Source organism: Pseudomonas rosaeacicularis, assembly GCF_057128745.1.
The window spans coordinates 90,083-105,442 of sequence record NZ_JBSKHT010000016.1; the positions used below are offsets into that span (position 1 = coordinate 90,083).

The following is a 15,360-nucleotide window of genomic DNA, read 5'->3' on the forward strand; positions in this document are numbered from 1 at the left end:
GGTGTTGTCGTTGTGAGGAGTGACGCCTTGGATTTGATTTATCACGCAGAAAAATAACCGGTAAACAGAAAACTGACAAAAACAGCCCGATAACGAATTCCGCGCTCATTCGCCCTGAATTAATATCGATTAATCGCAAATAAAAACAAGGAGATAACACGAACCTCATGGTGTTACGACGGTTAGTTTTGCAGCGCAAAATTGCCTATGAATCCATAGATTTTCTGCGAAATGTGTTCGCTAGACCGCAGACAATATGCTTCGAAGAGGAAGCATGAGGCTCACTAATCCCCACCTTCCCTACACTGATTGGATTGATGATTTCGTACTTGGCATGCTGAGGTTTTCTAAAAGTAAGCAGTCCCATTTCTGACGCCAAATGCAGAACCGATTGCAAACTTCGCCAAACATAATGTTGATCCTTAAGCAAACCGTGGAGCATCCATTGAGGCGCTTAAACAATAATGGGCACATCGTATTTCCAAACGCGCGTGCTTGCTGAAGTGATCACAACACGGGGACTGAAAACAGGGCTCGATCCCTTCCAGCGTCTGCTAGCAACGAGAGTCTGCTCCCACCCTAACTTGCTAGGGCGCCGACTTCAGCTCATCTCAACAGAGACAAAAGTCCTCGGCTCGGCCCATCGAATAAAAAGATATACACTGGGATAAATCTATAAAATCCGCCAACCGGTTAACTCCCTATGATGACTCTGCGTCAGATCCGTCACTTCATTGCCGTTGCCGAAACCGGCTCAATATCGGCTGCCGCCCAGGCGGTTTACATCTCTCAATCGACATTGACTCTGGCAATCCAGCAGTTGGAACAGGAAATAGGTGTCAGCCTGTTCAATCGCCATGCCAAAGGCATGACTCTGACGCACCAGGGGCACCAGTTCCTGCGCCAGTCGCACTTGATTTTGGCCACCGTCGATAACGCCAAGCGCAGCCTTCAACAGAGCACCGATCAGGTCGCAGGGCAACTTATCATCGGCGTCACCAGCCTGGTGGCCGGTTACTACCTGGCGGATTTGCTGACCCGCTTCCAGCGCGCCTACCCCAATGTCGAAATCCGCGTGATGGAAGATGAACGCCCCTACATCGAACACTTGCTGGTCAGCGGGGAAATCGATGTCGGCGTGCTGATCCTGTCCAACCTGGAAGATCGTCACGCGCTGCAGACCGAAGTCCTGACCCATTCACCCCATCGCCTGTGGCTGCCGGCTCAGCATCCCTTGCTGGAACACGACAGCATCACCCTCGCCGATGTCGCCCGCGAACCGTTGATTCAGCTCAATGTCGATGAAATGGACCGCAATGCCCAGCGCCTCTGGTGCGGCGCGGGGTTGCAGCCGCGCATCAGCTTGCGCACAGCCTCCACCGAAGCGGTGCGCAGTCTCGTCGCCGCCGGACTCGGCGTGTCAATCCAGCCGGACATGACCTACCGCCCTTGGTCGCTGGAGGGCGACATCATCGAAGCCCGACCGCTGGCTGACCTCAATCAGACCCTCGATGTGGGTCTAGCCTGGCGCCGGGGGACCGCGCGTCCTGCATTGGTCGATCCGTTCCTGACCGTAGCCCGTGAACAGCCACGCGCCGGACGCAAGCCATCTATTTAATCGAACGCCGGTTTCAGTATTTAGTATTTGCCGACCTTAACGCTGCCCACTAGCCTCTGTTCCCATAGACCGAAAGGTCGGGCTCAAGCCGCAAGGGAGCACCGCACCCTATAACAAGAGAGAATCCGAAATATGTCCGCCACGCAGCCCCCGTTCTTGACCGCTCTATTGATCGATGGTGAGTTGGTCGCAGGTCAGGGTTTTGTCGAGCCGATTATCAATCCGGCCACCGGGGAAGTCCTGACGCATATCGCCGAAGCCACCACCGAGCAGGTCGAAAGCGCCGTCATGGCCGCCCACCGCGCTCTGGGTGGATGGTCGCGGACCACGCCACAGCAGCGTTCGAACGTTTTACTGGCCATCGCCAACGCCGTGGAGCAACAAGCCGATCACCTCGCCCGCCTGGAATCGCTGAACTGCGGCAAGCCACTGCACCTGGCGCGTCAGGACGATTTGAACGCAACCGTAGATGTGTTCCGCTTCTTCGCCGGTGCCGTACGTTGCCAGACGGGTCAGCTCAGCGGCGAATACGTGCCCGGCTACACCAGCATGGTCCGTCGCGACCCCATTGGTGTGGTGGCCTCCATCGCGCCATGGAACTACCCGATCATGATGGCCGCCTGGAAGATCGCCCCCGCCCTGGCCGCCGGCAATACGCTGGTGTTCAAGCCGTCGGAACACACGCCGTTGTCGATTCTGGCCTTGGCCCCGGCACTCGCCGAGTTACTACCGCGCGGGGTCATCAACATCATCTGCGGTGGCGGTGAAGGCGTCGGCAGCCACTTGGTCAGCCACCCGAAAGTGCGCATGGTTTCGCTGACCGGGGATATCGTCACCGGGCAGAAAATTCTCCAGGCTGCGGCGAAAACCCTGAAGCGCACCCACCTCGAACTCGGCGGTAAAGCGCCGGTGATTGTCTGCAACGACGCTGACATTCAAGCCGTGGTCGACGGCGTACGCAGCTACGGTTACTACAACGCCGGCCAGGACTGCACCGCCGCGTGCCGGATTTACGCCCAGGCTGGAATTCATGATCGCCTAGTCGCCGAGCTCGGTGCCGCGGTCAGCAGCCTGCGCTTTGCCAGCAAGCGCGATGCCGACAACGAAATCGGCCCGCTGATCAGTTCTCGCCAGCGCGACCGCGTGGCCAGTTTCGTCGAGCGCGCCCTTGGCCAGCCGCATATCGAACGTGTGACCGGCGCGGCGGTGCATTCCGGTGCGGGCTTCTACTATCAGCCCACTCTGCTCGCCGGTTGCAAACAGAGCGACGAAATCGTCCAGCGCGAAGTCTTCGGCCCCGTGGTCACCGTCACCCGTTTTGAAGAGCTGGGACAAGCGGTGGACTGGGCCAACGACTCAGAGTACGGCCTGGCGTCTTCGGTCTGGACCCAGAATCTGGACAAGGCCATGCAGATCGCGGCCCGTTTGCAGTACGGCTGCACCTGGATCAACAGCCACTTCATGCTGGTCAGCGAAATGCCACACGGCGGCTTGAAACGCTCAGGGTATGGCAAGGACCTGTCCAGCGACTCGTTACAGGATTACAGCGTCGTCCGGCACATCATGGCCCGCCACGGCAATGATCTGAAATGACGCATTGCACGGATAAATAGTCTTACAGGCACCGCTTTATCCTGCGCAAAACTGCCCAAACTATAATAAAGAAGAGGGAAAACCGATGTTCGTGCACAAGACCGCGCTGCTCAGTGCAATCACCACAGCACTGTTGACCAGTGCCAGCCTTCAGGCCGCCGAACCGCTGAAAACCATTGGGGCAGGCGAAGGCCAACTGGATATCGTTGCCTGGCCGGGCTACATCGAACGTGGCGAGAGCGACAAGAATTACGACTGGGTCAGCGGTTTCGAGAAAGAGTCCGGCTGCAAGGTCAACGTCAAGACCGCCGCCACGTCCGATGAAATGGTCAGCCTGATGGCCAAGGGTGGTTACGATCTGGTCACGGCGTCTGGCGATGCCTCCCTACGCCTGATCGGCGGCAAGCGTGTACAGCCGATCAACACGGCGCTGATCCCGAACTGGAAGAGCATCGACCCACGCCTCAAGGATGCGCCGTGGTACGTGGTCAACAACCAGGCTTACGGCACTCCCTATCAGTGGGGACCCAACGTACTGATGTACAACACCGAGGTTTTCAAGCAGGCGCCTGCCAGCTGGAATGTAGTGTTCGAAGCGCAGAACCTGCCGGACGGCAAGCCCAACAAGGGACGCGTGCAGGCCTATGACGGCCCGATCTACATCGCTGATGCGGCGCTGTACCTCAAGTCCAGCAAACCGGAACTGGGCATCCAGAACCCTTTTGAACTGACTGAAGACCAGTACAAGGCCGTGCTCGAACTGCTGCGCCAGCAGCAACCTCTGATCCACCGCTACTGGCACGACACCACCGTGCAGATGAGCGATTTCAAAAACGAAGGCGTCGTGGCTTCCAGCGCCTGGCCGTATCAGGTCAACGGCCTGACGAACGAGAAACAGCCGATCGCTTCGACCATCCCCAAGGAAGGCGCAACCGGTTGGGCCGACACCACCATGCTGCACGCCGACGCCAAGCATCCCAACTGCGCCTACAAATGGATGGATTGGTCGCTGCAACCCAAGGTTCAGGGCGACGTAGCGGCCTGGTTTGGCTCGTTGCCAGCGGTTCCGGCGGCCTGCAAAGCCAGCGAATTACTCGGCCCTGAAGGTTGCAAGACCAACGGATTCGATCAATTCGACAAAATCGCGTTCTGGAAAACCCCACAGGCCGAGGGCGGCAAGTTTGTGCCGTACAGCCGCTGGACCCAGGATTACATCGCGATCATGGGCGGTCGCTAGTTTCAACCTGGCAGCCTTACCACAACGCATTCATACACATTCATTATCGATTCATTTTTTCAGAAGCCCGGACAGGGCCGCTGCGACGACTCTCGCCTTTTGGAGCACCGCACCATGACACTTGCAGTCCAGTTCACCCACGTTTCCCGGTACTTCGGCGAGGTGAAAGCCGTTGACCGCGTGTCCATCGATATTCATGACGGCGAGTTCTTTTCCATGCTCGGCCCGTCCGGATCGGGCAAAACCACCTGCCTGCGTCTAATCGCCGGTTTTGAACAACCTAGTGCCGGGTCGATCCGCATTCATGGCGAGGAAGCCGCCGGTCTACCGCCCTATCAGCGCGACGTGAATACGGTGTTCCAGGATTACGCGCTGTTCCCGCACATGAACGTGCGCGACAACGTTGCCTATGGGCTGAAGGTCAAGGGCGTCGGCAAGACCGAACGCCAGGGCCGCGCCGAAGAAGCGCTGAGCATGGTTGCGCTCGGTGATTATGGGGATCGCAAGCCGGTACAACTCTCGGGCGGTCAGCGCCAGCGTGTGGCCCTGGCCCGTGCCTTGGTCAATCGCCCTCGCGTGTTGCTGCTCGACGAGCCACTTGGCGCTCTCGACCTGAAACTGCGCGAGCAAATGCAGAGCGAGTTGAAGAAGCTGCAACGCCAGCTCGGCATCACTTTCATCTTCGTGACCCACGATCAGACCGAAGCGCTGTCAATGTCAGACCGTGTGGCCGTGTTCAATAAGGGCCGCATCGAGCAAGTCGACACTCCGCGCAATCTGTACATGAAACCGGCCACCACCTTCGTCGCTGAATTCGTCGGTACCTCCAACGTGATTCGTGGCGATCTGGCGCGGCAGTTGAACGGCAATCCTCAGCCGTTTTCGATTCGTCCGGAACACGTTCGCTTCGCCGAAGGCCCGCTGGCCAGCCACGAGATCGAAGTCAGCGGCCTGCTGCACGACATTCAGTACCAAGGCAGCGCCACCCGCTATGAATTGAAACTGGAAAATGGCCAGACGCTGAACATTAGCCAGGCCAACCTCCAGTGGCTGGACGTCAGTGCCCGCCATCAGGCGGGGCAACGCATCAGCGCACGCTGGGCACGCGAGGCCATGATCCCGCTGCATGACACCGTCGCAGGTGGGGTGTGAGATGAACACCGTGGCTATCACTCAAACCCCTGTCTGCGGCTCGCCACTGCGCAGTATCGCCAACCTGTTGTATCGCCGGCCCAATGTGTACCTGTCGTTGCTGCTGGTGCCGCCGCTGCTGTGGTTCGGTGCGATCTACCTCGGATCGTTGCTGACGCTTTTATGGCAAGGCTTCTACACCTTCGATGACTTCACCATGGCGGTTACGCCAGACCTGACACTGGCGAACTTCGCGGCGCTGTTTCAGCCCTCCAACTTCGACATCATTGTGCGCACCCTGAGCATGGCCATCGTCGTCTCGATCGCCAGCGCGGTGGTGGCGTTTCCAATTGCCTACTACATGGCGCGTTATACCACCGGCAAGACCAAAGCCTTTTTCTATATCGCAGTGATGATGCCAATGTGGGCCAGCTACATCGTCAAGGCCTACGCCTGGACCTTGCTGCTGGCCAAGGGCGGCGTGGCGCAGTGGTTCGTTCAGCACCTGGGGCTGGAGCCGGTATTGCAGTTTGTTCTGGGTATTCCTGGCGTGGGCGGCAGCACGTTGTCGACCTCGCACCTGGGGCGCTTCATGGTGTTCGTCTACATCTGGCTGCCGTTCATGATTCTGCCGATCCAGGCGTCGCTGGAACGCTTGCCGCCATCGCTGCTGCAAGCCTCTGCAGACCTTGGGGCCAAACCGCGCCAGACCTTCACGCAAGTGATTCTGCCGTTGTCGGTGCCGGGCATCGCCGCCGGTTCGATCTTCACCTTTTCCCTGACCCTGGGCGACTTCATCGTGCCGCAACTGGTGGGCCCACCGGGTTACTTCGTGGGCAGCATGGTTTACGCGCAACAAGGTGCGATCGGCAACATGCCGATGGCAGCGGCTTTTACCCTGGTGCCGATTGTGCTGATCGCCGTTTACCTGTCCATCGTCAAACGTTTGGGGGCTTTCGATGCGCTCTAAGTCAGAAAAACATCACGATCAGGCTTCCCTGGGGTTGAAAGTGGCGGCTTGGGGCGGGTTGGTGTTCCTGCACTTCCCGATCCTGATCATCTTTCTGTATGCGTTCAATACCGAAGAAGCGGCGTTCAGCTTCCCACCCAAGGGCTTCACGCTGCACTGGTTCAGCGTGGCCTTCTCACGGCCCGACGTGCTGCAAGCGATCAAGCTCTCGGCGCAGATTGCCGCCATCGCCACGCTGATTGCCATGGTTCTTGGCACTCTGGCGTCGGCAGCGTTGTATCGGCGCGACTTCTTCGGCAAGCAAGGCATCTCACTGATGCTGATCCTGCCCATCGCGTTGCCCGGGATCATCACTGGTATCGCCCTGCTGGCGACGTTCAAGTCGTTGGGGATCGAGCCCGGGATGTTCACCATCATCGTCGGTCACGCGACGTTCTGTGTGGTGATCGTCTACAACAACGTCATCGCCCGCCTGCGTCGCACCTCCCACAGCCTGATCGAAGCCTCCATGGACCTGGGCGCCGATGGCTGGCAGACGTTCCGCTACATCGTCCTGCCGAGTCTCGGCTCGGCATTGCTCGCTGGCGGCATGTTGGCATTTGCCCTGTCGTTTGACGAAATCATCGTCACCACCTTCACCGCAGGCCACGAACGCACCCTGCCCCTGTGGCTGCTCAACCAGCTCAGCCGCCCACGGGACGTGCCGGTGACCAACGTCGTCGCGATGCTGGTGATGATGGTGACCATGCTGCCGATCCTCGGGGCTTACTACCTGACGCGGGGCGGCGAAAGCGTGGCGGGCAGTGGCGGTAAATAACCCCCTCGCCCGCCCGGACGAACACAAATACAAAGGCTGTAGGAGTGAGCTTGCTCGCGATAGCGTTGTGACAGTCAACGCAATACCCCAGACCGATCGCAATCGCGGGCAAGCGCCCTCCTACAGTCATAAAATCGATCAAAAGGACTCACTTATGCAAACCAAACTCCTGATCAACGGCCGGCTGGTCGACGGCGAAGGTGCCGCCCAGCCGGTGTTCAACCCCGCACTGGGTCGCGTGCTGGTGGAAATCAACGAAGCCAGCGAAGCCCAGGTCGACGCGGCCGTGCGTGCCGCGGACAATGCCTTCGAACATTGGTCGCAGACCACGCCGAAAGATCGCTCCCTGCTGCTGCTCAAACTGGCCGACGCCATCGAAACCCACGGCGAAGAGCTGGCCAGACTGGAATCGGATAACTGCGGCAAGCCTTACAGTTGCGCGCTGAATGACGAAATCCCGGCGATAGCCGATGTGTTCCGTTTCTTCGCCGGCGCCAGCCGCTGCATGAGCGGTTCGGCGGGCGGCGAATACCTGGCCGGTCACACCTCGATGATTCGCCGCGACCCGGTGGGTGTAATTGCGTCCATCGCGCCGTGGAACTACCCGCTGATGATGGTCGCCTGGAAAATCGCCCCTGCCCTGGCCGCCGGTAATACCGTGGTACTCAAGCCGTCAGAACAAACGCCGCTGACCGCTCTGCGTCTGGCGGAACTGGCGTCGGACATTTTCCCCGCCGGCGTGCTTAACCTTGTATTTGGCCGGGGGCCTACGGTTGGCAGTCCGTTGGTCACGCACCCGAAGGTGCGCATGGTTTCGCTGACTGGCTCGATCGCCACTGGCTCGAACATCATTTCCAGCACCGCCGACAGCGTCAAACGCATGCACATGGAACTGGGTGGCAAAGCCCCGGTGATCATTTTCGACGACGCCGATATCGACGCCGCCGTGGATGGGATTCGCACTTTCGGTTTCTACAACGCAGGCCAGGACTGCACCGCCGCCTGCCGCATCTACGCCCAGGACGGCATCTACGACCGGTTCGTCGAGAAGCTCGGTGCGGCGGTCAGCACCCTCAAGTACGGCTTGCAGGATGATCCGGCGACCGAACTGGGTCCGTTGATCACCGCCCAGCATCGCGACCGCGTGGCAGGGCTCGTCGAACGCGCCGTGGCGCAACCTCACATCCGCTTGATCACCGGCGGCAAGGCAGTCGCGGGGAATGGCTATTTCTTCGAGCCTACCGTTTTGGCCGATGCTCAACAGGATGACGAGATCGTCCGCCACGAGGTGTTCGGGCCTGTGGTGTCAGTAACCCGATTCACCGATGAAACACAGGTGCTGGGTTGGGCCAACGACTCAAACTACGGCCTGGCATCTTCGGTCTGGACCTCCGATGTAGGTCGCGCTCATCGCCTCTCTGCCCGTCTGCAGTACGGCTGCACCTGGGTGAATACGCACTTCATGCTGGTCAGTGAAATGCCTCATGGCGGTCAGAAAATGTCCGGCTACGGCAAGGACATGTCCATGTACGGACTGGAGGACTACACCACCGTGCGGCATGTGATGTTCAAGCACTAAACGCTTGGCAGGCAAGTAAAGGCCACACGGGCTCACCGCTGTTCATATAAGAAAAAACCACCGATTCGGGCTGGGCCGTCACGGCCTCGCCACGGGTTCGGCCATCCGAAATCTGCCGATTTTCCGGAGCTGACATACCATGAGTGCACCACCTGATCTACTTTCAGCCCTTGCCGACAGCGACGCCGAACAACTCAGAAAGCTGGGTTACACCTCAAACTTCAATCGCAGCATGAGCCTGTGGGAAAACTTCGCCCTGGGTTTTACCTACCTGTCGCCGGTGGTCGGCGTCTATACCCTGTTCGGCCTGTGCCTGGCCGCCGGCGGGCCGCCGATGTTCTGGGCCTATTTGCTGGTGGGTTGCGGACAACTGCTGGTGTGCCTGATCTTCGGTGAAGTGGTATCGCAGTTCCCGATTTCCGGTGGGGTCTATCCCTGGGCCCGCCGTCTGGTCGGCAAGCGCTGGGCGTGGATGGTCGGCTGGATCTACTCCATCGCCCTGTGCGTGACCATTGCCGCCGTTGCAGTCGGTGCCGGGCCATACCTGGCGGCGATGATGGGCTTCGAACCAAGCAACAACACCAACATCATCATCGCACTGGTGCTGACGTTGTTCGCCACGCTGGTCAACCTCAGCGGCACCAAGGTGCTGGCGCGCATCGCCATGTTCGGCTTCCTCTGCGAACTGGTGGGTGCAGTGATCGTCGGGGTATACCTGCTGGTGTTCGAGCGTCATCAACCGCTCAGCGTGTTGTTCAATACCTTCGACATCAGCGTCAACGGCTCCTATCTGCCGGCGTTTCTCACGGCGTCGCTGGCCGGAATGTTCCTCTACTACGGCTTCGAGGCCTGCGGCGATGTGGCCGAAGAAACCCCGAACCCCAGCAAGCAGATTCCAGTGGCCATGCGCATGACCATCTACATCGGTGGCATCGCGGCGATGTTCGCCTGCCTGGCGCTGATTCTCGCCGTGCCGGACATGCAGGCGGTGATCAACGGCACCGACAAAGACCCGGTCACTACCGTACTCAGCAATGCCTTCGGCCCCATGGGCTCCAAAGCGGTGATGGGCGTGGTGATGATTTCCTTCATTTCCTGCGTCATCAGCCTGCGAGCGGCAGCCAGCCGACTGCTCTATTCCTACGCCCGGGATGAGATGGTCATTGGCAGCGCGTTACTCAAGAAAATTTCGCCCAGGACTCAGGTTCCCGTTGCTGCGCTGTTCGTCTCCGGCGTACTGCCGGCGCTGATCATCCTGCTGGGATTTTTCCTGCAGGACGCTGTGGCCACCATCGTCAGTTTCGCGGCCATTGGTATTTACCTGGCGTTCCAGATGATTGTGCTCGCCGCTCTTTATGCGCGAGCCCGTGGCTGGAAACCCAGCGGCAAGTTCACCCTCGGCGCCTGGGGCCTGCCGGTGAACATCGGCGCGCTGGCCTACGGTGTCGGCGCCATCATCAACATGGCCTGGCCGCGCACCCCGGATGCGGCGTGGTACATCAACTACGCCATGGTCCTGAGCACCGCCATCGTCATCGGTCTGGGATTGCTCTACATGTGTATCGCCAAACCTTACGACCATGGCACCGCCCCTGCCGGCGACGCCTGGAAAATCAGCCGGTAACGAGCCTGCCCCGGGCCGATTGCGGTGCCCGGGCACTTATAACAACAATCAAGGATCCCTTATGGATATCACTCGCCGCGACTTCCTCAACGGCGTCGCCATCACCATCGCTGCCAGTATGACCCCGCTGCAGATCCTCCAGGCAGCACCCGATGGTCGTTACTACCCACCGGCCCTGACCGGGATGCGCGGCAACCACGTCGGTTCCTTCGAAGTCGCGCACCAGATGGGCTGGCAGAAAAAGGCTTTCGACACCGATCAGTTGCCGATCAGCGAAGAGTACGACCTGGTCGTCATCGGCGGTGGCCTGAGCGGCCTGTCCGCCGCGTGGTTCTACCGTGAGAAGCAACCGAAAGCGCGAATTCTGATCATCGAGAACCACGACGATTTCGGCGGTCACGCCAAGCGCAACGAATTCTCCGCCGGTGGCAGGACGATCATCGGCTACGGGGGCAGCGAGGCCTTCCAGTCGCCGAATCATTTGTACAGCAAGGAAGTCAATGGCCTGCTGAAAAAGCTCGGGGTCAACATCAAGCGCTTCGAAACCGCCTTCGACCGTCAGTTCTACCCCAATCTCGGCCTGTCCCGGGCGGTGTTCTTCGACAAGGAAAACTTCGGCGAAGACAAACTGGTCAGCGGCGACCCCACGCCGATGGTCGCTGACGATATCGCTCCGGACCAACTGCACGCTCGCTCCATCGCCGACTTCATCAACGACTTCCCATTGCCGGAAGCTGACCGCAAAGCGCTGATTGCCCTGCACACCGCACCCAAAGATTACCTGGCGGGCAAGACCACCAAAGAAAAGATGGCGTATCTGGAAGCCACCAGCTATCGCGACTTCCTGCTCAAGGATGTCGGGCTGTCAGTCGGCGCAGTCAAATACTTCCAGAGTCGCACCAACGACTTCATGGCGCTGAGCATTGACGCTGTGGCTTCGTCCGATGCCTACAGCGTGGGCTTTCCCGGTTTCAGCGCGATGAAACTTGAACCGATCAGCGAAGAAGCCCAGGCGGAAATGGAAGAGCCCTACATCTACCACTTCCCGGATGGCAATGCGTCGCTTGCCCGCTTGCTGGTGCGCAGCCTGATCCCCAGCGTGGCGCCCGGGCATAACATGGACGACATCGTCCTCGCGTCGTTTGACTACAGCAAACTCGACCAGCCCAAAGCACCGGTACGCTTGCGCCTCAACACCACTGCCGTCAGCGTACGCAACGTTGGCACGGGCGTGAACGTCGGTTACAGCCGAGGCGGCCAGCTCACGCAGGTAAGTGGCAAGCACTGCATCATGGCCTGCTACAACATGATGATTCCCTACCTGTTGCGCGACTTGCCCGCCGATCAGGCGCACGCGCTGAGCCAGAACGTGAAATTCCCGCTGGTCTATACCAAGGTCGTGATCCGCAACTGGGAGTCGTTCCAGAAACTGGGCGTACACGAGATCTACGCGGCGACGCAGCCCTACAGCCGCATCAAACTCGACTATCCGGTGAGCATGGGTGGCTATGATCACCCTCGCGATCCGAAACAACCGATCGGCCTGCACATGGTCTACGTGCCCACCAGCCCCGACAGCGGCATGAACGCCCGCGACCAGGCCCGAGCCGGGCGTGCCCGCCTTTACGGACAAACATTCGAAATGCTGGAAGCGCAACTGCGCGACCAGTTGCAACGGATGCTGGGCCCGGGCGGCTTCAATCACCAGACAGATATCCTCGCCATCACCGTCAACCGCTGGTCACACGGCTACGCCTACTTCTCCAACAGCTTGTTCGACGACGCCGATGAGAGCGAAAAACTGATGAACCTGGCGCGCAAGCCCGTAGGAAGAGTCAGCATCGCCAACTCGGATGCAGCGTGGAGCGCTTATGCACATGCGGCGATTGATGAGGCGCATAGGGCAGTTAAGGAAGTGGGGTAGTGAGTGATTAAGAAACCCGGCCGTTCCTTCATACAGTCTGGATCGTAGCGGCCAGTGTGGGCGATGCCAAGAATAGTGGTCAGTTGCTGTTCGACTTCTAAAACAATTGCAATCGACCACTCAACTTATAAATGCCGCTCCTCCTCGTTTAGGTGAGAGCGGCCATGGCAGTGTCCTTGCTTCGCATTGTACTTAGCAGCTTTTTCTTGATGGGCTTCGAGATCTGGCGATTTTCTGGAACATTGATCGAAGGCCTTACCAAGATTTGAAAGCAGGCGAGAAAGTCGTGAGCTAGGTTTGTAGCGTGCATCAGAATATCGGTACTCTCAAAGTCTACACAGCCGATTGAAATGTTTACGGACGGACACCCTAGTCAATGCGCATATTGCAAAACTCTGCTTTGTCTTACGCTCATCGGCGCCTGATATGTGCAGCATTGCTGTGCTTCGTAGCTTTTGCCCATAGTGATACGTTCCCAGACATTTCGACAACATCGAACGTGCCTACGACGAGTGCCTTGCCGATTGCACTGACAGATATTCTTGATCGCGCCGACGAAGATCAGCAGCGCGTGGATATGGCCAAGCGGCTGCTTGCCTCGCCAGACCCGGTGACTCATCTGAATGGCTTACTCGACGATATCGCTCGTCCTGCTCATGCCAAACAAAATACGGCTCATAGCGTCGTGTTTGGTGAGTTGCCTGTCATGCGGATTGAGAGCCTGGCTCGACATTGGGAGTTCGATGCTCGGCGCCTGGAGCGCTGGGATATGCAAGCGCGTCGAGCCTTTGGCCCCTATTCCGGCGCCGCGTTGCAGTTGGCTCAGCGCCGTGCTGTCTGGGCGTCGACCCAAGCGGCAGGGCTGCTGGATGGGCTTCCCCCGGTTCTCTCCGCTCGCATCACCAGCATGCTGACGCAGCTTGATTCTACCGAGGCCAGTCTAGGCGTTGAGCTTTCGCGCCAGTTTGCGCTCATGCAGCAAGCAAGCGAGCTTAAAGCCATCGTCGAAGCTGGTAGCAATGAGGTTTCTGTCGCGCTCGATGATCTGGATCGCCGGCTGTTAAGTATCGATGTTGCGCCTCTTTGGCAGGGCCTGGGTTCGAGCATGGATCAAGCCTCGACCTGGGACGCCATGTGGCGAGGTTTAGAGATAGAGGCGCAATTCGCTCGCGACTACCACTCGGCTGGCACCCGCAATCAGTTAGCGCTTACGCTGGTGCAAGTACTGCTGCTGCCTCTGATTCTGTGGTTGGTTGTCCGCAGCCGACGTACCCGGCGTCTCCAGGACAACCCGGAAAAGCTGACACGCGCATTGCGTCGACCTTTTTCAACCTGGCTGCTGCTGTGCATGCTTGCTGTACTTGTACTGGAACCCGATGCTCCGCTATTGGCACAAGAAGTTGCGCTGCTGGTGGCCTTGATTCCTGTACTACGGTTGCTGCCCAGTGGCGCCTTGCGTGCGCTCGGCGTATGGCCGTATATAGCAATTTCCATGTATGGGCTGGATCGGCTGGGCATCTTGGCCGCAGATAATGGCGGGATTTACCGGGTTTACCTGCTCGCGGTCAACAGCCTTGTACTGGTGGTTACCCTCTGGCTGCTTTGCCGCGCAATGCCTGCGATGCAGAGTCCAGACAGTCGGTTGCAGCGAGTGATGCGCCCCATCGGCTGGCTAGCGGCGGCCTTGCTGACCGTAGCGCTTGGCGCCAACGTCGTCGGCAATACCTCGTTGGCCGAAACCTTGACCAGTGGCGTGATCGATAGTGGTTACATCGCCCTGTTGCTCTATGCAGGCATCGCGGCATGCGTGGGACTGTTTCAGGCGTTGATAGGGCAACCGGAACTCGCCAATCGCCACTTCGTTCGACATCAGGAAACGTCGTTGCAATCTGGATTCACTCGCCTGCTGATGCTTGGCGCCGCAATCGGTTGGCTTCTTTACAGCATGGATCGATTTCGCGTGCTGCGGCCGCTCTATAGCGTCGGTAGCACGGTCATGGAATTTGGTATCGATGTGGGTGAGGTTTCCCTGAACATCGGCCATCTGCTGGTATTCCTGCTGTCGGCCTGGCTTGCCTTCTGGGCGGCTCGCACCGTGAGACGATTGCTTCGTGCAGAACTGCCAAACCACGCTGGATTGCCGCGAGGAGTAGGAAATAGCATCGCGTCACTCAGTTATTACGGCGTTCTGCTGCTAGGCTTGTTGGTGGCGCTGTCTGCGGCAGGGTTCAGGGTCAGTCAACTGACGCTGATATTCGGTGCGCTAGGTGTGGGTATCGGGTTCGGGCTCCAGAACGTCGTGAACAACTTCGTCTCCGGCTTGGTGCTTATGTTCGAGCGGCCAATCCAGCCCGGAGATCTGGTTGATGCGGCTGGGACCTCAGGCACGGTACGTGAGATCGGCCTTCGCGCGACCACTATCCGCACATCAGATGGCGCCGACGTGGTTGTACCGAACGGCCTGCTGCTCAATGGCAACCTTACCAACTGGACTATGTTCGACAAGAGTCGGCGCATCGAGATACCCATAGGTGTCGCATACGGCTCTGATCCTTCCACGGTGCTATCAGCGTTAACTGCAGTCTTGCGTGATACACCGGGAGTGGCTGAGCAACCAGCTCCCGTAGTCGTACTGACCGGTTACGGGGACAACGCCCTTAACTTCACGATAAGTGCCTGGACACACGACATCAGTAGTTGGGTCAGGCTACGCGGCGAAATACTTACACGTGTATTGGCCGCTCTCCAACAGGCCGGAGTTTCAGTTCCCTATAAGCAGGTGGATGTGAATTTACACACTGTGCTGGATGAGCAAACGCTTTCCGCGTCATCTTGACAGGGTGACGAAGCACGACAGCCAGCATCTG

At 58.8% G+C, this 15,360-nt stretch carries 10 protein-coding genes; all 10 read left to right on the forward strand.

All coding sequences use genetic code 11. The features are described from left to right. The first annotated feature begins 703 nt into the window (after positions 1-703). The 10 genes from ACWKWM_RS20835 (at position 704) to ACWKWM_RS20880 (ending at position 15,329) form a co-directional block, all read left to right on the forward strand. On the forward strand, positions 704-1,618 hold the full coding sequence (locus ACWKWM_RS20835) for a LysR family transcriptional regulator (RefSeq protein ID WP_483847946.1): 915 nt from the start codon (positions 704-706) through the stop codon (positions 1,616-1,618). A gap of 132 nt (positions 1,619-1,750) precedes the next feature. Beyond that, positions 1,751-3,211: a gamma-aminobutyraldehyde dehydrogenase gene (locus ACWKWM_RS20840; RefSeq protein WP_483847947.1), complete on the forward strand. Its 1,461-nt coding sequence runs from the start codon at positions 1,751-1,753 to the stop codon at positions 3,209-3,211. An 85-nt stretch (positions 3,212-3,296) separates the two neighbouring features. Further along, the gene (gene ydcS, locus ACWKWM_RS20845) at positions 3,297-4,448 is read left to right on the forward strand and encodes a putative ABC transporter substrate-binding protein YdcS (RefSeq protein ID WP_483847948.1); all 1,152 of its coding nucleotides are present in this window, start codon (positions 3,297-3,299) and stop codon (positions 4,446-4,448) included. Between the two features lie 114 nt (positions 4,449-4,562). Continuing rightward, a complete protein-coding gene (locus ACWKWM_RS20850; protein ID WP_483847949.1) occupies positions 4,563-5,600 on the forward strand; it encodes an ABC transporter ATP-binding protein in 1,038 nt (345 codons plus the stop codon). A 1-nt stretch (position 5,601) separates the two neighbouring features. Next, positions 5,602-6,549: an ABC transporter permease gene (locus ACWKWM_RS20855; protein WP_483847950.1), complete on the forward strand. Its 948-nt coding sequence runs from the start codon at positions 5,602-5,604 to the stop codon at positions 6,547-6,549. Further along, positions 6,539-7,366 carry an ABC transporter permease gene (locus ACWKWM_RS20860; protein WP_483847951.1) on the forward strand — a complete coding sequence of 276 codons (828 nt, stop codon included), beginning with the start codon at positions 6,539-6,541 and terminating at the stop codon, positions 7,364-7,366. Before ACWKWM_RS20855 ends, ACWKWM_RS20860 begins: the two co-directional genes overlap by 11 nt. A 154-nt stretch (positions 7,367-7,520) precedes the next feature. Further along, complete coding sequence (locus tag ACWKWM_RS20865) at positions 7,521-8,945, forward strand: gamma-aminobutyraldehyde dehydrogenase (protein WP_483847952.1); 1,425 nt, start codon at positions 7,521-7,523, stop codon at positions 8,943-8,945. Positions 8,946-9,084: 139 nt separating this feature from the next. Continuing rightward, complete coding sequence (locus ACWKWM_RS20870) at positions 9,085-10,569, forward strand: APC family permease (protein ID WP_483847953.1); 1,485 nt, start codon at positions 9,085-9,087, stop codon at positions 10,567-10,569. 61 nt (positions 10,570-10,630) lie between these two features. After that, positions 10,631-12,493, forward strand: coding sequence for an NAD(P)-binding protein (locus ACWKWM_RS20875; protein ID WP_483847954.1), 1,863 nt, complete (start codon positions 10,631-10,633; stop codon positions 12,491-12,493). 376 nt (positions 12,494-12,869) lie between these two features. Further along, positions 12,870-15,329 (forward strand): mechanosensitive ion channel family protein, encoded by a 2,460-nt coding sequence (locus tag ACWKWM_RS20880; RefSeq protein WP_483847955.1) that lies wholly within the window; start codon positions 12,870-12,872, stop codon positions 15,327-15,329. The last annotated feature ends 31 nt before the right edge of the window (positions 15,330-15,360 follow it).

Coding starts and splice junctions, on each gene's coding strand:
- ACWKWM_RS20850 (WP_483847949.1), top strand. CDS start 4,563: ATGACACTTGCAGTCCAGTTCACCCACGTTTCCCGGTACTTCGGCGAG.
- ACWKWM_RS20835 (WP_483847946.1), top strand. CDS start 704: ATGATGACTCTGCGTCAGATCCGTCACTTCATTGCCGTTGCCGAAACC.
- ACWKWM_RS20840 (WP_483847947.1), top strand. CDS start 1,751: ATGTCCGCCACGCAGCCCCCGTTCTTGACCGCTCTATTGATCGATGGT.
- ACWKWM_RS20860 (WP_483847951.1), top strand. CDS start 6,539: ATGCGCTCTAAGTCAGAAAAACATCACGATCAGGCTTCCCTGGGGTTG.
- ACWKWM_RS20870 (WP_483847953.1), top strand. CDS start 9,085: ATGAGTGCACCACCTGATCTACTTTCAGCCCTTGCCGACAGCGACGCC.
- ACWKWM_RS20865 (WP_483847952.1), top strand. CDS start 7,521: ATGCAAACCAAACTCCTGATCAACGGCCGGCTGGTCGACGGCGAAGGT.
- ACWKWM_RS20880 (WP_483847955.1), top strand. CDS start 12,870: ATGCGCATATTGCAAAACTCTGCTTTGTCTTACGCTCATCGGCGCCTG.
- ACWKWM_RS20855 (WP_483847950.1), top strand. CDS start 5,602: ATGAACACCGTGGCTATCACTCAAACCCCTGTCTGCGGCTCGCCACTG.
- ydcS (WP_483847948.1), top strand. CDS start 3,297: ATGTTCGTGCACAAGACCGCGCTGCTCAGTGCAATCACCACAGCACTG.
- ACWKWM_RS20875 (WP_483847954.1), top strand. CDS start 10,631: ATGGATATCACTCGCCGCGACTTCCTCAACGGCGTCGCCATCACCATC.